At 62.0% G+C, this 22,084-nt stretch carries 18 protein-coding genes; 10 read left to right on the top strand and 8 right to left on the bottom strand.

Going from position 1 to position 22,084, the window contains the following annotated elements; all coding sequences use genetic code 11:
- The first annotated feature begins 105 nt into the window (after nt 1-105).
- A complete protein-coding gene (locus EN780_RS01670; protein ID WP_128271757.1) occupies nt 106-894 on the top strand; it encodes an FkbM family methyltransferase in 789 nt (262 codons plus the stop codon).
- A 31-nt stretch (nt 895-925) separates the two neighbouring features.
- Here EN780_RS01670 and EN780_RS01665 read toward each other — a convergent pair whose 3' ends face one another.
- Genes EN780_RS01665 through EN780_RS01635 form a run of 7 tightly spaced genes read right to left on the bottom strand, consistent with a single transcriptional unit; the run spans nt 926 to nt 8,437 of the window.
- A complete protein-coding gene (locus EN780_RS01665; protein ID WP_127311949.1) occupies nt 926-1,120 on the bottom strand; it encodes a hypothetical protein in 195 nt (64 codons plus the stop codon).
- Nucleotides 1,121-1,153: 33 nt separating this feature from the next.
- Nucleotides 1,154-2,491 (bottom strand): hypothetical protein, encoded by a 1,338-nt coding sequence (locus tag EN780_RS01660; protein ID WP_128271755.1) that lies wholly within the window; start codon nt 2,489-2,491, stop codon nt 1,154-1,156.
- 2 nt (nt 2,492-2,493) lie between these two features.
- Entirely contained in the window at nt 2,494-3,756 is a 1,263-nt protein-coding gene (locus tag EN780_RS01655; RefSeq protein ID WP_128271753.1) for a glycosyltransferase family 4 protein, read from the bottom strand.
- Nucleotides 3,757-3,770: 14 nt separating this feature from the next.
- Entirely contained in the window at nt 3,771-4,472 is a 702-nt protein-coding gene (locus EN780_RS01650; protein WP_127390828.1) for a hypothetical protein, read from the bottom strand.
- A gap of 43 nt (nt 4,473-4,515) precedes the next feature.
- Nucleotides 4,516-6,495: a hypothetical protein gene (locus tag EN780_RS01645; RefSeq protein ID WP_128271751.1), complete on the bottom strand. Its 1,980-nt coding sequence runs from the start codon at nt 6,493-6,495 to the stop codon at nt 4,516-4,518.
- The gene (locus tag EN780_RS01640; protein ID WP_128271749.1) at nt 6,492-7,637 is read right to left on the bottom strand and encodes a glycosyltransferase family 4 protein; all 1,146 of its coding nucleotides are present in this window, start codon (nt 7,635-7,637) and stop codon (nt 6,492-6,494) included. Before EN780_RS01640 ends, EN780_RS01645 begins: the two co-directional genes overlap by 4 nt.
- A 5-nt stretch (nt 7,638-7,642) precedes the next feature.
- Nucleotides 7,643-8,437: a glycosyltransferase family 2 protein gene (locus EN780_RS01635; protein ID WP_127309827.1), complete on the bottom strand. Its 795-nt coding sequence runs from the start codon at nt 8,435-8,437 to the stop codon at nt 7,643-7,645.
- A gap of 107 nt (nt 8,438-8,544) precedes the next feature.
- Here EN780_RS01635 and EN780_RS01630 point away from each other — a divergent pair, with 107 nt between their 5' ends.
- Complete coding sequence (locus EN780_RS01630) at nt 8,545-8,754, top strand: hypothetical protein (protein WP_127309826.1); 210 nt, start codon at nt 8,545-8,547, stop codon at nt 8,752-8,754.
- A gap of 50 nt (nt 8,755-8,804) precedes the next feature.
- On the opposite strand, the gene EN780_RS01625 is transcribed toward EN780_RS01630, so the two are convergent.
- Nucleotides 8,805-10,379, bottom strand: a complete 1,575-nt coding sequence (locus EN780_RS01625; RefSeq protein ID WP_128271747.1) for a hypothetical protein — start codon at nt 10,377-10,379, stop codon at nt 8,805-8,807.
- A gap of 518 nt (nt 10,380-10,897) precedes the next feature.
- On the opposite strand from EN780_RS01625, the gene EN780_RS01620 reads away from it, so the two are divergent.
- The 8 genes from EN780_RS01620 to EN780_RS01585 form a co-directional block, all read left to right on the top strand.
- Nucleotides 10,898-12,049, top strand: coding sequence for a glycosyltransferase (locus EN780_RS01620; protein WP_128271745.1), 1,152 nt, complete (start codon nt 10,898-10,900; stop codon nt 12,047-12,049).
- A 48-nt stretch (nt 12,050-12,097) separates the two neighbouring features.
- Nucleotides 12,098-13,669: a GMC oxidoreductase gene (locus EN780_RS01615; RefSeq protein WP_210214085.1), complete on the top strand. Its 1,572-nt coding sequence runs from the start codon at nt 12,098-12,100 to the stop codon at nt 13,667-13,669.
- Between the two features lie 7 nt (nt 13,670-13,676).
- Nucleotides 13,677-14,576: an NAD(P)-dependent oxidoreductase gene (locus tag EN780_RS01610; protein ID WP_127285302.1), complete on the top strand. Its 900-nt coding sequence runs from the start codon at nt 13,677-13,679 to the stop codon at nt 14,574-14,576.
- Between the two features lie 349 nt (nt 14,577-14,925).
- Entirely contained in the window at nt 14,926-15,903 is a 978-nt protein-coding gene (locus EN780_RS01605) for an NAD-dependent epimerase/dehydratase family protein (RefSeq protein ID WP_210215015.1), read from the top strand.
- The gene (locus EN780_RS01600) at nt 15,903-17,825 is read left to right on the top strand and encodes an HAD-IIIA family hydrolase (RefSeq protein WP_127390825.1); all 1,923 of its coding nucleotides are present in this window, start codon (nt 15,903-15,905) and stop codon (nt 17,823-17,825) included. The genes EN780_RS01605 and EN780_RS01600 overlap by 1 nt, the downstream gene beginning before the upstream one ends.
- Nucleotides 17,822-18,823: a GHMP kinase gene (locus EN780_RS01595; protein WP_127285299.1), complete on the top strand. Its 1,002-nt coding sequence runs from the start codon at nt 17,822-17,824 to the stop codon at nt 18,821-18,823. The genes EN780_RS01600 and EN780_RS01595 overlap by 4 nt, the downstream gene beginning before the upstream one ends.
- Entirely contained in the window at nt 18,820-19,527 is a 708-nt protein-coding gene (locus EN780_RS01590; RefSeq protein WP_128271741.1) for an SIS domain-containing protein, read from the top strand. The genes EN780_RS01595 and EN780_RS01590 overlap by 4 nt, the downstream gene beginning before the upstream one ends.
- Before the next feature lie 907 nt (nt 19,528-20,434).
- A partial coding sequence (locus tag EN780_RS01585; protein WP_133372569.1) for a glycoside hydrolase family 16 protein occupies nt 20,435-22,084 on the top strand: 1,650 nt, incomplete at its 3' end.

The following is a 22,084-nucleotide window of genomic DNA, read 5'->3' as shown; positions in this document are numbered from 1 at the left end:
GATCGTTGCGATGCCGCCGTCCGAGCGGGCCCCCTCTCTCCGAGCGGGCCCCTCGACAAGCCACAGCCAACAAATCCTGCATCGGTGTCATTGGATGGTTCCTGAATGCTCATAGCTTTACTAAGAGATTCGGCTATCAAGCTGTATGTGCTGACCGCCAAGCTCGGCCTGCAGGGTCTTCCGATTTTCCACCGCGCCTATCTTGCGCTTTATCCCCTCTACAAAAGGTATTTTGAAGCAGGCCCGATCGATCAGCTCAGGGAATTCGTGCCAGGCGGATCGCTGGTCATCGATGTCGGCGCCAATGTCGGCTTCTTCACGCTCCGTTTTGCTGAATGGGTCGGCGATGGCGGAAAAGTGATCGCCATCGAGCCGGAGGATCAGAATTACAGCGGCCTGATTTCCGCGCTCGAGCGCGCGGGTTTCCTTGGCCGCGTTGAGGCGCTGAGGGTGGTCGCCGCCGCTGAGCCCGGCACGACCTTTCTCGAAATCAACCCGCTTTACCCGTCCGACCACAAGCTTTCCCGGAACGGCACCGGCGTGCCGGTCACCGCCGTGACGCTCGACGGGCTGCTCGCGGACAAGGGACCCCGGCGCCCGGCGCTCGTGAAAATCGATGTGCAGGGCGCCGAACTGCTGGCGCTTCGGGGCATGATCGAGATCCTGAGGTTCGCCCGGCCGGCCCTGTTCGTCGAACTTTCCGACCAGGGATTGAACAAGTTCGGGGCGTCGGTTTTGGTAGTCCTGCGCCTCTTGTCGGATAACGGATACGAGGCATACTGGCTGACCCGGACCGGGCGCCGAAAGGCAAGCCAATCCGAGATTGAGGCCAGAACAACCGGAACCAAATCTGCCGATGTGCTGTTTCTTCCCCTTCATCGTACTTCTGAGTGACGGAGGAATCGCGCATCAGCGTCCGAGAATTTCATCGCGACTTCCATGGCCGCCTCGGCAGCGCCTTGGCATAGAAATCCTCAAGCGCGGCGCGCACCGACTTGACGCCATCCAGCATCACATCGAGCTGCTTGCGGACCGCAGCCCTTCGCGCCGGCAGCGTCATGACATCACTTTCGGCAATTGAGGCTTCGGCCGCGGCGCTCAGGCTTGCGCGTTCGAGCATCTCAAGCGGGTCCTGACAACGCGATCCCGTCTTTCAAGTCTGGAGCGGCGACGGGGGCGACTCTTCGTGCACGGGGCCTGCGGCAGAATCAAATTTTATTGCGAAGGCCAAAGTCAGGGCCGCGCACACGCCCTCGATGCTGGTGGCGAGCGTCCAGCCCAGGACTAGGCCTTCAAGTCCACCGAGCCTCGCTCCAGCTATCACCAAGCCCAGCTCCAGCAATCCGCCAAGCGCGAACCAGCGAGATGCCTTGCGCATCCTGTCGCCCAACCGCGCCAGCGTGCAGGCATGAAATTTAAGCGTTGTTCCCAGCAGGCTGAAGCCAAGGAAGCGCAGGCTCGAACCGGCGATCTCAGCATAGGCCGGATTGAAGACCGCAAGGATCTTCTGTGAATAGGTGAAGATGAAAACGGCGCAGACCAGCGAAAAGAGCAATGACGCCATCACCGATAGAAGGATGTCGTGTCTGGATTGTTTCGGGCTCGCTCTCACCACGGGGAACAGGACCGTGGCCATGGCCGCGGGAATCAACGAGGCGATGGTGACCAGCATCCATAGGGATACGAAAGCGGCATTGATGGCCGGAGACAGGAGAACGAGCACGACGTAGGGCATGATGATGCCGGGAGCCTGCAAGGCCACGTCGAGCACGTAGTGGTCGAAGACCTTGCCCCGCAGCGTGCGGAGCAGCTGGAAATCGGGAGGCCCAACGAGGCGACGCGCACCGCCCCGGGTCAACAGGTCCACGCCGATGATGGACGCCAGAAGTCCGGCCACCCAGCTCAGAATAAGCGCGGTATGGGAGGTGTAGCCGCCAATCGCGGCGGTGGCGATGAACATCAGCTTCAACGTGCAGAAAAGCACTTGCCGGATCATCCTGCCGGTGGCGCGCAGGTTGCCCAGGAACGCCTGGTCGGCCAAGATGGCGAAAACGGTCAGACCGCAGCCGAGGACGAACGCAACGCCCACGAACCAGCCGCCGATCAGCTCGGTAGAGCTGCTGAAATACGCGTGCCCGAAGACGAACAAGGAGGCCAGCCCGACCCCCAGCGCCAGCCCGAAGCACAGTGCTGCGGCCACCAGGCCGCGCTCCCTGCCGGGATTCCGGACGATCTCGCCCACCAGCATCGTTCCGAGCCCCGCCTCCCCCAGCGTGCCGATAAGTCCCATCACGGACAGTAGAGCAGAGGTGTTGCCGATCACCTCCGGTGGAAACAGCCGCGCCGCGAGCCACCAATAGACGAATCCGAGACCGGCCGCTGCAACCGTTCCGGTTGCCATGGCGCCGGAATTCATCACGAACGCGGCGCTCTTTCGAAGCTCTCGGCGCACGCGAGCAATGGCCGCCCCGGATTGGTCTACCGACATCATTGCTATCCCGAACCTTGCTGTGCCGGCACCGCGGACCTTCCGGGGGCTGGGCGCAGGACGTCCCGGTACACCTGCTCGATACGGGTCACGACCGCTCCGGCCTTGAGGCGCTCGATCCTGGCGAGGCCTGTCGCCTCCAGGCGGGCGAGCAAGGCGCGGTCATCGAGAAGTGTCTGCATCGCGCTGGCGAGGGCGTGCGCGTCGCCGCTCGGCACGAGAAGGCCTGTTTCGCCATGATCGACGATATCCGGCATGCCGCCGATGTCGGTTGCAACAACTGCCTTTCCGGACGCCATCGCTTCCATGATCACTGTCGCGCAGGCTTCTGGCCCCACCGACGGCAGCACGCCGAACAGTGAGCGCCGCCATGCATGCATGATGGCGGAATGCGGCCACATGTTGAATATTCGAACGTTCGGCGGAAATTCGGTTGGCGTATCGGCGACCCGGCGCCCGACCAGCACCAGTTGCGGCGCCCGCTTCAGGCTGGCATAGGCTTGCAGGAGAACTTCAATGCCCTTGAGGCGTGTCAGGTCGCCGACGAACAGGATGAATCCATCCTCGGGAAGCCCCTGCAGGCAGGCATCTTCCGGGCCGAGCACTTCGACATCGTCGGGCACGAAGTTGGGGATGACGTCGTAGGGGGCGCGGCCTTGGGTGAGTCCGGTGTGACCGGCGACCGCGTGGCTCACCGCGATGAAGCGGTCCACCACGCGCCGAGCGGCAAAGCTCGTCGCCCAGTTACCCAAGGTGGTCGCGGTTGCCTTCACCGCTCCGTAATGCCGTGTGGCACAGGGCAGGCACTTTGCCGTCGCCGGGCCGCTGCAGAGTTGGGCGCCCAAGTGCATGAAATTCTTTTTGGCGCAGACAAGGCCGTAATCGTGGAGCGTAACCACGAGGCGTGCCCCGCTCAGACCTTTGAGCGGCAGGAAGGACGCGTAGATCCAGTTATGGGCGTGAACGATGTCCGGCTGCTCCCGGGCGACCAGCCGCTGCAGGGCAAGCACCAGATGGGGATCCGGGAAGGGCGGTGCGTGGCGGCGATCGGGATCGGCGTGGAGGCCCGACAGACGCTGGAGCGTGCCGCGCAGGCGATGGACGCGTACCTCGCCGTCCAGTTCGGTTTCGGGCGATCCAGGATGCATCAAGGTCCCGACGCTGACCTGATGGCCCCGCCGCGCCAGCGCTGCGCCCAGATTGCGGACGTGCCGCTCCTCTCCGCCGATCACCGGAGGATAGAACTGCGATAGCAGCAGGATGCGCATGATCGAGCCTCGTTTCAGATGCGCGGCACCAGCGTCGAAACGCTGCGATAGAGTCGGTTGTCTCCCGGTCGATAGAGCCGGGCTTCGGCGGTCTGGCGAGTCGCCAGGGCCGGCACCGGGACTTCTCGCGTCCAGGTGTCGCCCGGCGCGATGGCGATCGATCGGAGAACCGCCAACGGTTGCCCATCAAGAGTGATTTCGACGTCGAAGTTTTGAGGTTGTGTCTCGGCGCTCCTGATGCCGACGGTGATCCGGCCGGACTCGCCACTGATCGACGGCAACAACCAGAACTCGGTGTATTTGAATTCCCGGTAGGCCGCTTCGTCGCTGACGGCCAGCGCATAGGCTCCGGTTGCCACAAACATTGCCAACAGGATCGCGGCCCCCTGCCAAAGCCGGAACCGCGTGCGAGCCGGCCAAGCTGGCAGGTCGGGAGTGTCGCGGCGGATGGCGGCCACCAGTGCCGCGGCGGCTGTCACGGCCCAGAACCACGCCGCCCAGCCGAGCGGCGTAAGGTAGTCTGCGGCGTTGAGGGCAAACCCCCCGGCGATGCCGGCGGCGAAGCTTGCCCCGACCGCGTAAGCGAGGTGTTGCAACACTGAGGTGGTCCGGACGCCAATGGCCCGCAGAATCGAGTGGCCCGAGACGAGGAACACCATGGGCGCGCCCAGGAGGGTACGCAGGAACACATTGTCGCTGAGCGCTACGGCCGCCACCGTCGCTGCTGCCCACAGAAAGGCGACCCAAAGGTCCCGCTTGCTAGGGATTCCCATGCAATCCCCTCACGTCATAGATCATGATCCAGCCGTTGTCGTAGATGCGGGCGACGCCCTGGATATGATTGAACTTGAGCAGCGCTGCACCCGAGAGCGGCTTTTCCTGGTGCCGTTGCCACGGCTGAAAGTTAGAGCCGAGCACCGGCGGAGCCGTGGTCAGGCGCAGGTCCACCAGCAGGAAATCGATGTCGCTCCCCGCCAAGGCCCAAAACTCGTCGGCCCCCAAATTCTCGGCCTCGAATATGCGCGCGGCATCGACGCCCGTTTTGATCCTGACCCTGACGTCCTGCCGGCCGTAGGCCGCAAGGAGAAGGCGGTTGATGCGGTCGGATGTGAAGCGGTTGCCGGCACCGAGCCATTCCCTAACCCAGCGTGCCGTTTCGATCCCCATGGGCTCGATTGATTCCTGATCTGCCGCCACCCTGTAGCGCCCATGGATCGGATTGATCGCAGCGCTTGCGACGCCGCCCAGGACGATAACCGCTACAGCGAGGGCCGGCGCGATGCGGCGCCACCCGCGCGGTGTGCGGCCTTGCCAGAAGTGGACAATGCTCACCGCGACGACCAGCCCGACGCCGATGAACACGAACGTTGCCATGCGGTTGCCGATTTCCCATCCGGCGGAGGTCAGTCGGAAGGCGACTGAGACGGGGAGCCCGAAGGCCAGCAAGGTGAGGAGCACGAGCCGACTGTCGCGCCAGCGGCGTTGGAAAATCTCCTGAATCGGACGCCAATCCGACCGCCCACCACTCGGAGCCGCCATGGCCAACGACCGGAAGAAGCCCGTTGCCAGGCCGAGTGCCAACAGCAGGAGTGCCGTCAAGGTAGTCAGCCGCAAGTAGAGGGCCTTATCCGGCGCTCCGAGGTGTTCCGACATTGGGCTGGCCGCGCCCAGGATCTTCGCGAGCAATGCGTTGAGGCCGGCCCCGATAACCGGGCCGAGATAGGCTGCGAGAGGGATGCCACGCCACTGCATCCACAGGAACGGCAGAGCGATGGCCAGGATCGCCGTGAAGCTCACGACGATCCTGGCCTCGAACCGCAGGGGGTCGTGCCGGCGCAAAGCCTCGAGGCCCGCCAGCGCTCCAAAATAGATGGCGGCGAAGGCGGCCGAGAGGTGATGCGTGACCGCGAGGCTTGCCAACAGCAAGCCAACCAGCCCGAGCGACTTCAGCCTCGATAGCCCGACGAGATTATTAGGGGCTGCTTCGACCGCAAACGTCAGCACGCAAAGCACGATGCCGAGGCTCTGGTAGGAGAAACTTGAGTCGAACAGGAAGAAGGTTGAGCAGCCCATATAGACCAGACAGGCGATTGCCGAGATACGCGGCGATCCGGTGATGCTTTCGAGGAACAGAAACAGGGCACCGATGAACGTGCCCTTGAGGATGACAAGCAAGAGCGTCCCCGCCACAACCAAGGACAGTCCCGTCAGATCGACGATCGCCGTCGTCAGGATCTCCAGGGCGGGATACGTTGGCCCAATTGGGAAAAGCGGATTGGACAGGAACAGACGGCGGGCCGTGATCAGATCCTGGGTTGCGATCCAGTGCAGGTACTCGTCGTAACCGCTGAAGCTCGTCGGGGAATAGACCTTCTTGCAGTAGAACAAGGCTTCGCTAAGCAGGAACAGGAGGCACAGACGCTCGCCCCGGGCTGTCGTCGGCCAGGCGATGCGGAGGCTGGTCGGAACGACCAGGAGGATGACACCGGAGCAGAAGAGCAGCGGCGCCATCTCATAACCCCGGCGCCCGGCTCCGTGCCCGGCCACGACCAGGAGCAGAGCCGTGGCGACCGTCAGGCCCAGAATCGCGATCCATCCGCAGCTAGCCCGTTGCGGCGGGGCATCGGCGCTGCCGCCGCGAAGGTCGGGACCGATAATGGCCGAGATGAACCGTATCCCGGCCTTGAGCGGGTTAATCCTGGTTCCCGCGGTGAAATGAGCCGCCATCATCAGCATCATGCCATCGTCGCGGGAGGCCACGATGTCACGCGTCCGGGTGGCAAGCGGACCGTGGATCGGCTGCTCAGCACATCACGATAGACGTCGCTCAGCGCTTGCGCGCAGGCATCCCAGTCGGGCAGCGCCAAATCCGGGACCTCCCGATGGGCCTCCAGTTCCTCGGCCATGGCGACGGCCAGCTCCGCCGGACCGGCGTTGCACGCAATCGCCCGGCACAGGCCATTGGCGGCCAGTTCCCGCAGACCGGACGTGTCGGTGACGAGGACCGGACGGCGCAGCGACAGGGCTTCCATCACGGCGACCGGGTGGGCTTCGTATTCGCTGAACAGCACGAATAGCCCGGCACTTGCCAGGAGGTCTGCCATTCTCTGCCGCTGTGACCCGGGAATACCCGCAATCGTGACCCGCTTCTCGAGGCCGAGCGTCCCGACAAAGCGCCGCAATTCTCCCTCGTACGGGCCTGTACCGACGACGTGCAGTCGCACGTCCGGTAACCGGCGGATCAGTTCGGGCAAGGCCGCGATCGCCCGGTGATGGCCCTTGTAGCGCTCCAGCCTGCCGCCCGAGACGATCAGGTGCGGATCGACCTTGACGCCTGGGCTCGGAGCCGGCATTGCGGCGCCGTTCGGGATGACGACAAACCGCTCCCGCGGCACGCCCATCCTCCCGCTGAAGAAGTCGGCTTCGAATTCGGAGACGCCGATCAGGCGCGCCGCCCGGGCGACCAGCGGCCGGAGCAGCATGTGCTGGGTGCTGCGCACTGCGTTGCGCAACCGGGAGGAATGCCCGCCGCTGTGGAAGGTCAGGACGAACGGCACGTGCCCGCGGACGGCCGCGAGCAGTCCGATCGGCACCACGAAAGAACTGTAGCCCTGGAAGTGGATCAGATCCCAAGTCCCGCGCCGGATCGCTGTGTAAATGCCCGGCGCCACATAGAGATCCAGCTCCCTTGGCCAGGCCGGTACGCGCTGCACATGCATGCCGCGCACCTCCTCCTCGACTGGCAGCTCCCCCGAGGGATCGGTCGTGAGCACGTCGACCGCGTGGCCACGCGCCACCAAGCGGGGACCGACCTCCTGGATGTGAGTTTCGGTTCCGCCCATAAAGGGGTAGCAGCGAGCGGCAACCATCAAGATTCGCATCAGGCTTACCCGCCCTCAGCACGGGCTGTCGCGCCCCGCTGTTGGTGCACCCTCTCACGCAGGATGGTCTTGAGGACGCGCCAGCCGTCCGGGAGGGCGCGCAGATGGCTAACACCGCTGATGCGCGGAGCCTCGAAACTCGGCACCTCGACGATGTTGAGATGGCTCTTCAAGGCCCGTACGTTGATGAGGGTCTCTATCTCGAACCCATCGCAGTCGCAATTCAGCGTGCCGAGGTGCTTGGTCCAGAAGGCTATGTATCCGTAGCATAGATCGGAGAACCAACCGCCATAGAGCAACCGCACGAACAGGGTCAGCCCCCTGTTGCCGAACATCCGGAATAGCGACATGTCGTCGGTGCCGGCGCCCTGGATAAACCGTGAACCCTTAACGAGATCTGCGCCAGCCATCAGCGCACTGACAAAGACGATCGCCTCCTCCGGGACCATGGAGCCGTCGGCGTCCAGCATGATGATGATCTCACCTGTGGCGGCCCGGAATCCCGCTTGCAATGCAGCGCCCTTGCCCCGCCGGGGCTCCATGACGACCTTCACGTCCTCGCGCAGGCGGCGCGCGACCGCGACCGTGTCGTCAGTCGAACGACCGTCCACGATAATGACCTCATGCGCCCAGTTGGGGATGCGCGGCAGAAGCCAGGGGAGGTTCTCGGCTTCATTGAGCGTCGGGACGATGAAGCTCACCCGAGGCAGTGCCAGTGCCGGCTGAAGGGCAAAATCAATCGGGTCGGCCGGCGATACGGCACCGACGTGGGCGAGATTGCTGGCGAGGCGCTCATTCATGGCAGTGCTGCGAGGTCGAGGACGGGACCCAGAGGGCGCGCTGGAAGCGCGCCACACCACGCGCAGGCAAGTGCGCGGCCAGCGACAAGCCGCAGGGGCCATCTCCAATGAGCGCCACATACACGGATGTGTTTGATCCAACCATATGCGGACTCCCCGGCCACAACGAATATGAAGATGAGCTGAAAGAAGATTGGTGCGCCTATTGGAGCGCTTGTGGCCCCCTAAAGCTTTGGTTGCTGTACGAGCATACGAGCATTACCGGCGAAGATCTGAAATGGAAGGACGATGGATGGTTAGAAAGAGACAATAGATGATTAGCTCTTTTGGGCTATCCCATGCGCTCGACCGCTTTTGCAGCGGGTGGCTAATCCGGACGTGAGACCGGCAGGGAAACGAGTTGCCCATACGGCTCCGAGATTCCGCGCGCTCCGGAGACCGGCGCGTTCGGTACCAGCACTCGATAAGCGGTCGTGACCTCTCGCAACCCCCGGACATGTCCGAACAGGTCGATCACCTCCAAGCCGGACCGGCGGTTGTAGGTGTGACACCCGAAGGCTCCGGACCAAATGCGACCGACCGGGGTCTGGGCAAATTCCGACGCGCCGAGCGCATCGATCTGACAGAATGTCACCGCGCCGCCATAGCCGCGCGCGCAGTCTTGGACTGGGCGCATCGCGCGTCCGCCGTGTCGGATTACGGCGCCGGCGGGGCGGCTGAGCCCGGCATCGATCACAATGGGATTGGCAGCATGGGGCGTCCAAGACCCGGCCAGGCTCTCGGCATGGTAGAGGCTGAGAGTATCCCAGGCGGTGGACCTCCACAGCCTTGGGCTGACGAAAAACCAAAAACCCCCTTCGTGGCAGAGCGGCGTGGTATCGTAGCCCTCAATGCCTTCCATGAGGCAGGCCTCCCGTGTCCACCGGTAGGGAAATTCCACTGCCCTGTAGAGGCTGACATTCCTGGCCGCCCCCGATTCAGGGATCATCCAGATCTGACCATCCTGCTCGAACACGAACGGGTACGAGAGGTGATGCGGTTCCTCCACAACGATCCGGGGGGCGCCGGCTGTCCCATCCCGGTTCACTGCCACGACCGCAATGCACCCCCGGTTCCTCGAGTAGAGGAACTGCTCGACAAAGATGAAAGCCTGCCCCTGGTGCCGGAACGGGAACGGGTCGGCAAGGTAGCTGTCGGCATTTCCCGTGAGCACCCGAAAGCCTGCTTCGCCTTTGTCGAGCAGGCTCGCCGACTCATCGAAGCGCCAGCCGATCCCCCACATCCTACCGCCCCTCGCCAGAATGTCCAAAGCCCCGATCGCCTTCGATGCAACCGTGCCGGTCGCCCTTGCCAGAGCCGAAAGCGCGCCAAATGAAGGTACTGCCTTCCGTGGACCGGAGATACCGTGCGTAGTTGAACCGGTTTCCTCGCGCAGGGCTTTGAGGATTAGTGGCACAGCGCAGGAAAGGGCGCTGTCGAGCCTCATTGCCAGCACTTCATGGTCCGCGCTGGCCAGGCGCGCCGTCCACGGCCACAACGGGCGAGCCGTGTCGTGCAGCTCGACGACAAGATCCTGATTGTTCACCCAGGCCGCCATGACTCCGATCTCGCCGGGTGCGCCGTTGAATACCGGAGTGAGCACGCGCCGCGCCGCCGGGAGCGATCCCAGCCCGCTCAAATCGATCACCACATCCACCTGGTCGGCCGGAGGCGGCGGCAGGCGCCGCAGCGCCGCGTCTACCGGGTCGACGGCGCTCTTCCCGCGAAAGCCATAGACCAGTCTTTCGAGTTCGAGGAGCAGACGGCAGACTAACGGCAGCGGCCGGCGGCCGGCCACCAAAGCGCAGGAGACTTCGTTGCCAGGCACTTCAGCAAGCGCTTCTGCCAGCCAAAGGTGCCATCGCAGTAGCCGGGACGGATCGAGATTGAGGCAGATGCGCATTGTTGTTCTCGCAGCCGATTTCAAAAGGACGCCAGCTCACAACTCCACGATGACAAAGCAGCAGCGCGCCCCGCAGCGCAAGGATGGTTTCCACCCGCTGCGGTTTCGGAGACTCGCCGAACATTTGATTTGGGAGATGGCTGACAGCACGGGTCCCCACTCGAGCGGCTGGAAGCGGCCAGGCACTACTATGCCCGATCGACGCTCGCCTGTGCGAGGTCAGAAGGGGTAGTCCTTCGGGGCGCTTGCGCTGTGCCTGCGACAGGAGTCACGTGGAGGGATGATTGTCGACCGGAAACGGACAAAATACGGACTGCGTAACGCGAGGTGGTTTGCGTCACGCCGGTGCGCCGCCAGACCCGCCGCGCACGCGGGCCCTGGTGATCTTCCGTGGCGAGAACCGCCCTCCGGGCAGGCCGGATCCAGTGCGTGAGGCCTGGCGTTTCAAACCAGGACCATCGCACCCCTATCCAAGAGTTTGGACAGAAACTGGCAGCTCAAGTCGGGAGAAATCCTAGATGCGTATTCTGAAGCTTGCGCAATCCTATCCGTCGACTGGCGTTGGCCAAGAGGGCCACCTCCGGAACCCGAATATCGGTCTCGCTTGCGGCGCTGACGTTGTCACAACCGGTCAGCCGCGATCGAAAACCGGGCAGTCCGACGATGGCGTCAGCAGCGAACGCCGCCCCCCTACGATCTCAGTAATTATTTGTGCCTACACTGCGGACAGGTGGGCACTGCTGCTGAAGTCGGTGGCCTCGGCTCAGGAGCAGACATTGCAGCCCTGCGAGATCATCGTATGCGTCGACCAGCCCCTGTTCCGCCGTTGTGCCGCCCAATGGGCTGACTTCGCTGCATCCACCCCCCCGATACGGGTGATCCAGAACAAATGGGACGGGCATCTCGGGTCGGCCCGAAACACGGCAGCCGAGACGGCTGCCGGAGAGATCCTGGCGTTCCTGGATGACGATGCGGCGGCCGACAAGGACTGGCTCGAGGTTCTCACCGCCCCGTACCAGGACGCGCGCATCGGCGCCGTCGGCGGGCGTCCCATTCCGGTGTTCGAGGTTGGCCGCCCGGGCTGGTTCCCTCTACAGTTCGACTGGGTGTTCGGATGTGCTTACGATGGCCTTCCGACCAGCCGAGGCCCTTTGGCCCACCTCATCGGAGCCAACATGTCGGTGCGGCGGACCCTCCTCGAGCAGGTGGGAGGGTTCCATTCCGACCATCACGACGACATGGACATGTGCCACCGCGTGGCGCACATCAAGGGCAGCGAGGCAGTCATCTATGAACCGGGGGCGACCGTCCGCCACTTTGTGCCCGCCTCACGGCCGACCTGGAAGTACTTCTGGCGCCGCTGCTTCTTCGTCAACAAGGGGAAAGTCGAGGCCTTTGCCCAGATGGGCGACGCCGCCACACTGGGTGCCGAGACCCGCTTCGTCTGGCACGCGCTGACCAGGGGCGTTCCGCGCGAGATTTTGCAAGCGGCCAAGGGCGACGCCCACGGGCTGGCGCGATGCGCGGCAATAATCGTTGGCGTGGGTCTTGCCGCGGCAGGCCATGTCACCGGCCGGATCGCGCTGCTGCGCCGCCTGCGCCGGCTGCGCCAACAGGCCAACAAGCAGATACTGGACGCAGCCGCGCAAGGCATTAGACGTGGGAAGTAGATGCCGTCTTCGCTAATCATCGGGTCGGGTCCGGCTGCAGCCGCCGCCGTGTTGGCGCTGTCCGAAAAACCGGACGAGAAGATAACCGTGTTCGATCCGGGCACCGTGCTGGACGCGGAGACCCAGGAGGTAATAGCCAGGCTGTCCAGGCTGCGTGTCGACGACTGGGATGAGGAGGACGTCCGCCGGGTCAGCCTGCAGCCCAAGCGGGTCCAGTCCGACTCGCTGCCTGAAAAGAGAAGCTACGGATCCGATTTCCCGTTTGCCAACAAGGGCCAGCTCGACGGCGTCCATTCCGTGGGCAGAGTGAACCCGGCGGTCATATCGAGCGCCTACGGCGGGTTCAGCAATGTCTGGGGGGCCCAAATCATGCCCTTCAGCGCCGCCACGTTCAAGGGATGGCCGGTCGACTTCTCGGATATGGAAGAGCACTATCGGACGATCCTGGGTCACATTCCTTTCGCTGGAGAGTCCGACGATCTCGAGGAGTGGTTTCCGCTCATCGGATCCCCGGACCCGCTTCCGCCGCTGGCGCCGCGGACACAGATGGTCCTGGCCAACTACCACCGGCACCGCGAGCGAGTGCGCTCGACCGGCATAACGATAGGCCGCGCCCGGCTCGCCTTCGCTGCCCCCGAATGCCAGCTCTGCGGCCTGTGCATGACCGGGTGCCCACGGTCGCTGATCTTCTCGGCCTCGCACAGCTTCGATCGCTTCCGGCGAAACGGGAGGATCGACTACCGCAGCGGGTTGCTCGCGGTGCGAGTCGAACAGGATGGCGACACGGCCGTCGTGCACGCCCGGGAACTGTCGAGCGGCCATATCCAGCGATTCACGGCCGACCGGGTCTTCGTGGGCTGCGGAGCAATCGGGACCACAAGGCTGATGCTAGGCTCGCTCAGGTCGGACCAGCCGGTACATCTTTCGGAATCTGCTCAGTTCGTTCTTCCAATGATTTCCATGAAGCCAACCCCCGACCCACGTGCAAGGCGCGAGTTCACACTCAACCAGTTCACCATGGTCATCGCCCGGGACGACGAAGGCTTGGATGTTTCACAGATTCACTTCTACCCGTTCAACCAGGCATATTACGATGCGCTTCCCGGGTTCCTCAAACACCGCGCCGCCGCCTTCGCGACCGATCGGCTGCTCAGCCGGTTGACGGTAGGCCTGGGCTACTTGCCGTCCTGGGCATCACCTAAGATCCGGGTGAGCGCCCAGCTGTCCGCAGCAGCTCCTGACGAGCTTCCCCAGATTACCATCACTTCGGAGGGCTTCAGCAAGGCCAGGGTCAGGGGCAAATGTGTGCCTCCGATGCTGCCTGACGTAATAAGGCGGATCCGCAAAGCGGCACCTTACCTGGACTTGTGGCCAGTCACGCCGCAGATGCTATGGTCGGGCGGAGCCAAGAGCTACCACTTTGGCGGCAGCTTTCCTCACGCCAATGAGCCGGATTCCGGGAGTGCGACGACAGACCGCCTCGGGCGGCTGGCGCGCTGGGACCGGATCCATCTCATCGACGGGTCGGTTTTCCCAAGTGTTCCGGCAACCACCTTTACCCTGACGGTGATGGCTAATTCACATCGCATCGCTCGCGAAGCGATGCAGCTGATGGCTTAAGCGTTCGATGCGGGTCGGTATCACCGGAGCGAACGGATATGTCGGGACCATCCTGCGTGCCGCCTTCGCCGAACAAGGGCATGAGGTCATCGCGTTCGCCCGTTCGAACCGGGTGACCTCCGGGCCTGCCGCCGGCGTCACTGAGTGGCGCCCGTACGAGATCAAAAGCCCACTGTCGGGAGCAGCATTCAGCGACCTGGATGTGCTCATCCACGGCGCATGGGACCTGACCCTCGTCAGCGCCGGCGATGTGTGGGGCACCAATGTGTCCGGCTCGCAGCACCTCCTCCGCAATGCGGTCGACGCGGGGGTTCGCCGGGTCATTTTCATCTCCTCGATGTCCGCCTGGGAGGGAACCCAACAGTTGTACGGTCAGGCGAAGCTGGCCTGCGAACGCACCGCCGGCAGTCTGGGAGCTGTCTCCACCCGGCTCGGCCTGGTGTACGGCCCTGGTTGGGGCGGGATGGCAGGCGCGCTCCGCAAGCTCACCACGCTGCCGGTCACACCCCTGATCGGGGCGCGCTCCCATCAGTTCATGGTGCATGAGGCGGACATGGCAACCGCCATGGTGCGAATTGCCGAGTCGGACATGCCCCTGCTGGAACCGGTAGGGCTGGCCAACCCCGAACCGGTGCCGTTCCGACGGCTCATGAACGAGATCGCCGCATCGCAAGGCAGAACACTGCACGCCGTCTCCGTGCCCTGGCAGTTTGTCAGTGGCGCGCTCAAGGCAGCTGAGGCCCTGCATGTCCCCCTGCCCTTCCGATCCGACTCCATCCTCGGGCTCGTGCGCCCGGCGCGTGCGGTTCCCGGCGTAGAGCGGCTCAGGCAACTCGGTATCGAGTTTCGGAGCTTCTCGCTGGATGGCGACCGCCCCTCATCCGGGGCATTGCGTCGGTATTCTTAGTCGAAGGCCGGTTCGATCCGCCAAGAGACGCAAACGGCGAAACTTTGCGGCCGGCACGATCGCAAGGATCCGCGGCAGCGTCGCCGCACAGGCGGGCGCGATGCGATTCAGTCCGGATCAGCAAAATGGGGCTACCCCCGAGGAATAATCGCGGATCGAAGAAAACCATGCAATGATTCACAAAGACGCAAGAGACGCATGACCTCAAAGACGAGCGCAGAGGTTAACGCCGAGCCCCCGTCGAATTCCCTGTTTGTCCGGCGGTGAAGGCTTGCAAACGGAAGTCATTGCAGAATCCGGAGGACTTGTGGCGCGAAAGCTTGCGCACAAGAGGTAAGGGGCAATCCGATTGGGTGAACCGCGCGCCATCTTCGTATCGGGAGTGGCCGGCTTTGTAGGAAGCAGGCTTGCAAGGATCTTTGTTGACCGCGGATATCCGGTCTTCGGCTTTGACAATCTGTCGCGAGGCTCTCGGGAAAACCTGAACGGACTTCTCTCGCATGAGAGGTTCTTTTTCGAGAAAGTGGATCTCTCAGACGCGGCTGCGGTGAGAACCCGATTTTTGAATTGTCACGGTCGCATTCCGATTTCCGAAGTCTGGCACATGGCTGCCAATTCAGACATTCCCGCAGGAATCGCCGATGCCTTTGTCGATCTGCGCGATACCTTTCTGACGACGTTCAACGTGTTGGACGCAATGAAGGCGGCAGAGGTTCCGTTCCTTGCTTTCGCTTCCAGCTCAGCCGTGTACGGCGATTTGGGGGAGGCTCCGATCAGAGAGGATGTCGGGCCGCTGCTGCCGATTTCCAACTACGGCGCCATGAAGCTCGCATCGGAAGCGCTAATCAGCGCAGCCGTCGAGAATTGGTTGGCGCGGGCCTTGATTTTTCGCTTTCCGAACGTGATCGGCGTTCCGGCAACACATGGCGTCATTCTGGATTTCGTCAGAAAGCTGAAGATCACACCAAACAAGCTGAATGTCTTGGGATCGGGCCGGCAACGGAAGGCCTATCTTCACGTCAATGACCTGATCGATGCGATCGTCTACCTGCGTGCAAACGCATCCGAGCGGCTTGGCTGCTACAATATCGGCCCCGAGGACAAAGGGGTAACCGTCAGCTTCATAGCGGAAACGACCGTCGAGGCCGTCGCACCGGGCGCGGGGATCGAATACGGATTTGAAGATCGCGGTTGGACGGGGGATGTTCCCCGGTTTTCCTATGACGTAGCAAAGCTCCGTGCACTCGGTTGGCGGCCCCAGCTTGGATCGGCCGACGCTGTCCGAAAAGCCGTCGTGGAAATCGTGCGGCAGGAAGGACACCCGTGATGCAAGCCGTGGTACTTGCGGGTGGTCTGGGGACACGGCTCAGGGGCCGGATCGGTGATTTGCCCAAGTCGCTGGCCAACATTGGTGGCACGCCGCTTCTCGAGCATCAAATCCTCCTCGCCAAGCAACACGGGATCGAGAGGATCTTGATCCTGGTGAACCATGCAGCCGAGCAGATCGTGGAATTTTGCACTCAGCGCGGGAATTGGGGGATTGACGTTCGTTGTGTAGATGACGGTGCACCTCGCGGGACTGCCGGAGCGGTTCTGTCTGTTTTGCATCTGCTCGACGACGACTTCCTCACCATCTACGGCGACACGATGCTCGACGTCGATCTCACCCGCTTCAAGTGCTTCCATGAAAAACACAAGGCAGCAGCCGCAACTGTTTTCACCCATCCGAATGATCACCCGCAAGATTCCGATCTGATCGAAACGTCGGAAGATGGCGTGGTTGCCGCGTTCCATCCTTATCCACACGATCCCGGTTGCTTTTATCCCAACAAAGTCAGCGCGGCTCTTTACTACATTCGAAGACAAGCCCTGTACCCGTGGCGCGCCGCGGCAACTCCGCTGGATTTTGGCAAAGATCTCTTTCCTGAAATGCTTCGGGCCGGCGCGGAGATCAGAAGCTATAGCAGCCCTGAGTACATAAAAGACGCGGGAACCCCGGCGAGACTTGACAAGGCCTGCGCCGACCTTGCCTCCGGCCGCATAGCCCGAGCTTCACTCGCTTCTCCGCAGAAAGCAGTATTTTTGGACAGGGATGGGTGCATCAATGTCGACTATGGGCACATCGATCGTCCCGAACGCTTCGAACTGATCGAGGGGGCCGCGGCCGCGATCGCCTGTTTCAACCAGGCCGAATACCGGGCAATCGTCGTCACCAACCAACCCGTTGTGGCGAGAGGAGGATGCTCTGTACGAGACTTGCGGATGATCCATAACAAGATGGAGACCGAGCTTGGCCGCCACGGGGCTTTTGTCGATGCCATCTACTACTGCCCGCACCATCCAGACCGCGGCTTTGCCGGCGAGGTTGAAGCGCTAAAGGTCCACTGTGAATGCCGCAAGCCCGCCACCGGGTTGGTCGACCAGGCGGTCGAGGCGTTCAATATCGATCGCAGACAATCCTGGGTCATCGGCGATTCCTCTGCCGACGTCGCACTCGCAAAACGGTCCGGCATCAGATCGATTCTGGTCGAGACGGGCGCGGGCGGGCTGGACAGCAAGTATCATGTCATGCCCGACTATACCGTCCCAGACTTGTTCGAGGCTGCCAAGTTCATTCTCACCGTTCACCCGACCTTGGTCGACACGGCATCTGATCTGATCGCGCATGTGAAGCCGGGTGATGTGTGTTTCGTGGCAGGGCTCTCCCGGAGCGGAAAGAGTGTCCTTTCCAGCGCTATCGCCGAGGTGCTTCGCGGCCGCGGCATTGATGCACAAGTCGTTGCCCTTGATCGCTGGATACGGTCCGCCGCCGATCGCAAAGCAACGGTGATGGGTCGCTACGACATGAACGAGATCAGGAAGGTTCTAAGCCGCCTGGTCGGCGTTCGTTCTCGCGAGACGCTCGATCTGCCCTACTACGAAAAGCTGAGCCGCATATCGCATCCAAGATCGGAAAAGATAAGCATTTCTCCGGAAACCGTCCTGGTCGTGGAAGGATCCGTCGCTCTTTCGCTGTCCGATGTGGTTTTGCCCGGTCGTGCACACACATTCTTCGTTGATATCGATGAGGAGCTGAGGAGGTACCGAGTAACGCGGGAATACTCGCGTCGAGGCGTGGATCGGGAGGCTGCAGCGCGTATCTACAGCTCCCGCCAGGAGGACGAGACACCAATCGTTCTGGCATCGCGGGCGCGCGCCAACCATTGTGTCCGATTGCGGGCGATCGAGCTGATTGAGGCCGTGGGATGATTATCAGCCAGACGCCGCTTCGAGTGAGCTTCGTGGGAGGTGGCAGCGATCTGCCTGCCTTCTATCGGGAGGAAGGCGGCGCCGTCCTAAGTGTTGCTATCGACAAGTACGTCTACGTGAATGTGAACCGCAAGTTCGATAACGGCACTCGAATCGCTTATTCCAAAACGGAAGAGGTCGATAGCGTTGAGGATATCCAGCATCCGATTGTCAGGGCGACGATGGGATACCTTGGGATATGCGGGGGCGTTGAAATAACGACTATTGCCGATATTCCATCCAAGGGAACCGGACTTGGATCATCGAGCGCTTTTACGGTTGGCCTTCTGCACGCGCTGAACGCGTTCCGGGGGCAATATGTCTCCAAGGCAAAGCTCGGTGCCGATAGTTGTTGCATCGAGATCGAACTTTGTGGCGCGCCCATTGGAAGGCAGGATCAATACGCCGCCGCCTTCGGCGGATTGAATCTCATCGAGTTTCACTGCGATGACAGCGTTTCGGTGTCACCGCTCATATGCCCGCGTAATTTCATCGCTTCGATCGAGAAGCAAGTTCTCATGTTCTACACCGGCATTACTCGCAGTGCTTCGGACATTCTCGTACGCCAGTCGGAGGGGATCGCAAAAGCGCCGGACAAGCGCAAAGCGCTGAGGCGGATGGTCGGGCTCACCTATCAGCTTCGTGATGAACTACATCGATGCAACCTCGACGCCTTCGGCGAAATCCTCCACGAGAACTGGCTCTTAAAAAAGAGCCTCTCTGAGGAAATCACGAACGATGCAATCGATCACTGGTACCAGACCGCAATGCGGGCGGGTGCCACGGGCGGCAAGCTGCTGGGAGCAGGTGCAGGAGGTTTTCTCATGTTCTTCGCACCTCTCGATCGCCACGACGCCATCAAAGCGGCCCTAGGGGACCTAAAGCACTTCCCTGTCAAGTTCGACTTCGCCGGGAGCCGCATCGTTCACTATCAACCGACATCGGAGTCCACCCAATGAAACATTTTGGCGGCAGTAATCAATCAACCGACATCGGAGCCCGCTCAATAGAAAATGTTGGCGGCAGTGCTCAAGGCTATTTCAAGAAACTCGAGATCGTCCTGGCTTCATTGGACCACCAAAGCATCGATGATGCAGTGGCCTTGGTCGCGCAGGCACAGGAGGATGGCAAGCAGATAATCACGCTTGGAAATGGTGGCAGTTCGCTCACGGCGCTGCATTTCATCACGGACTGGAACAAGAGCATCCATCTTTCCACGAAGCGCCCGTTTCGTGGCCGGACGCTGGTCGACAATGTGGGCCTTACGTTTGCATACGCGAACGATGTTTCTTTCCAGGATGTGTTCGTCGAGCAGCTGAAGAACATCCTGAACGAGGGCGACTTGGTCATCGCAATATCGGGAAGCGGAAACTCGGAAAACGTTCTGCGCGCCGTTCGATACGCCAACGATCATGGCGCAGTTACGTTAGGCCTTTGCGGATTCGGCGGAGGCACGCTCCGGCAGATCGCCCAACATGTGGTCTGGGTCAATGTGAATGACATGCAAATTGCGGAGGATATCCATTCCATGTTCGGGCATGTCGTCATGCAGCGTCTTTGTCTTGCGAGTACACAAAAGTGGAGCGATCGGCGACAGCGGCGCAGCGCTGCTGGAGGCTTCAATGCAAATCCAGCTAGCGCCGAGACGGGCTGGCAATCCTGATCGAGAACAGGCGATGCCCCATTATCGGCTCTACGTTCTGGACGAACGCGGCCAGTTCATGGGCGGGGTCAACCTTGCCTGCACGGACGACGGCGCGGCGCAAGAGCACGCCAGGCAGTTAGCAGACGGCCACGAGGTGGAGCTTTGGCGACTGGTTGCGCGGCTCAGATCTGACAATCCACGGGGCCGTCCCGCGGCGACGAAACCCCTTCGCGCACCAGGGCCACGTTTCAGCCATTTCAACAAGCCGCCCAAACGCATCCTGGTGCCACCCAGATCTTGAACGCCATGATCGCTATGCAGGCACGTTGGGGTCGCGAGTGAACGGCCTGTCTGGTGCCGTCGGCGCGGCGCCCGATGACGCCAGCCTTCCACTATGCGAACGACCGCTCGAACCCAAGCTGCGCAACATTTTCAGCCAACGGACACGGTTTGGCAGGACGTCGGGAAGGCGGTTCCAGTGCGGCCGTTCGATCACTTTCCATATTAGAATGTGTTAATAAGTTATGTTAGTAATTTGTTAACAGGCATTCTGCCAGCCTCATTCTCGCCGCAAATCGTGGTAGGGTCGCCGACGTCACGTACATCATCCTTAATGATCAATTCATGCAGGTACAAAACGATGTGAGTGAATAAGTTAAGAAGCGGAAATGCCTGCGTTTTGCTTGGGTGCGCGGGTCGAATTAAAACAAAAAAGACGCAATGAACCAAGGATCTACCGTGCTTATACTACAAGGCATGCTTGGCTGTGCTCCCGCCGGGCGAGATGTGAGCATTCCCGTCGACAAAACCCGCCACCGATGATGCGTTCGACGTTAGGCTCGCTCGACAATATGTCTAGTGCGAGGCCTTCCAAACCTCAGTTACTTTGAAATCCATTCGCAGTGCCTGACTGCGAGCAGGCGACATGTCGCGCAGCTTGGCGATGCGCGGCAGTGGAGTTCTCTATTTTTTTTCAGCGCCAAAGAAGGATCTCGGAATGACTCTTTCCGCCCCCGCAGGCTATACTTCCAGCGACCTCGTCTACGAGGAAAACTTCTCCGGCACGACGCTCGGCAGCGATTGGAATACCTACATCACCAGCAATGCCGCCGACGGCTGGGCATGGAATAGCAATGGGTCGGGAGGAAGCACGCCGGGCGGCCCATATAATGCCGACTACGATATGCCGAGCCAGGTGTCGGTGAGCAACGGGTACCTGGATCTCACGGCGATCAAACAGGCCATCAACGGCGTAAATCAGGGTGGGGTGTCACAGACATTCCCGATCACGTCCGGCGCCGTCAGCAGCTATGGCAACTTTGAATTCAACGGCGGCTACCTTCAGATCAGCATGAAGGCGCCGAGCGGCGACGGCGCATGGCCAGGCCTCTGGCTGATGCCCGGCGATGGCGCGGGCAGCAGCGGCGACAATTTCGAGCTCGACATACAGGAGGGTGGATTTACCGGTTCGGGGTCGGCTGACAACAACTTCTCCTGGCACCTCCACGGGCCATCAGGGTGGGTCGGCGACACTATCGACAGCGGCATCGACCTCACGGGCGGCTTCCACACTTACGGCATCAACTGGGTGCCCGGTGAATCGATCACCTGGTATCTGGACGGCAAACAGATGGCGCAAGTGACCAGCGCCCAGGTCGCGATCCCGAATGAGCCGATGCAATTGATGATGAACCTGGGGGTCGCGAATGACAACGCGAGCGGGTGGCATACGGCTCTGGATGGTTCGACCCCATCGTCGATGCAAATGCTGATCGACGGGGTTCAGCTTTATCAGAAGGCGGGCAGCGGCGACACCGTCACGGGCGCCAACGTCACTCCCTCGACGACGTCATCGACCCAGACCCCGACGACGCCGACGGTCCAGCCGGCGGTGACTCAGGTCGCCGCTTCGCCGGGAACGGGAACCGAGCATGCCGGCGATGCCATCACATTGACGGTCGCCTTCAACAAGGCCGTGACCGTCACGGGCACGCCTACACTGTCGCTCAATGACGGCGGAAAGGCCAGCTATGTCAGTGGCTCTGGCACCAGCGCGCTCACCTTCCGCACCACGGTCGCTTCGACCGACAAGGATACCTCGGCGCTCGCCATCACCGGGGTCAATCTTCCGAGCGGCGCGAGCATCAAGGATGCGTCCGGTGTTGCGGCGAACCTCTCGGGCGCGGTGAAGACGTTCTCCGGGCTCCAGATCGATCCGATCTTGCCGGCGGTGACGCAGGCCACGGCCTCGCCGGGAACCGGCACCGAGCACGTCGGAGACACGGTCACGCTGACACTCGGCTTCAACGAGGCCGTGGCGGTATCGGGCACGCCGACGCTGTCGCTCAACAATGGCGCGACCGCCACCTATGTGGGCGGCTCCGGAACGAGCGCGCTCAACTTCCGCATCACGGTCGCGTCGACCCACACGAGTACCTCGGCACTTGCCATCACCGGGGTCAATCTTCCGAACGGTGCGAGCATCAAGGACGCCGGCGGTGTCGCTGCGAACCTTGCGGCCGCGGTGAAGACGTTCTCCGGTCTCCAGGTCGCGACGTCATCGGCAGCCCCAACA

It is taken from the genome of Mesorhizobium sp. M4B.F.Ca.ET.089.01.1.1 (assembly GCF_004022605.1).
Lineage (GTDB): Bacteria > Pseudomonadota > Alphaproteobacteria > Rhizobiales > Rhizobiaceae > Mesorhizobium > Mesorhizobium abyssinicae.
Note: the sequence above shows the minus strand (reverse complement) of the source record. Positions and strands in the feature narration are given on the sequence as shown.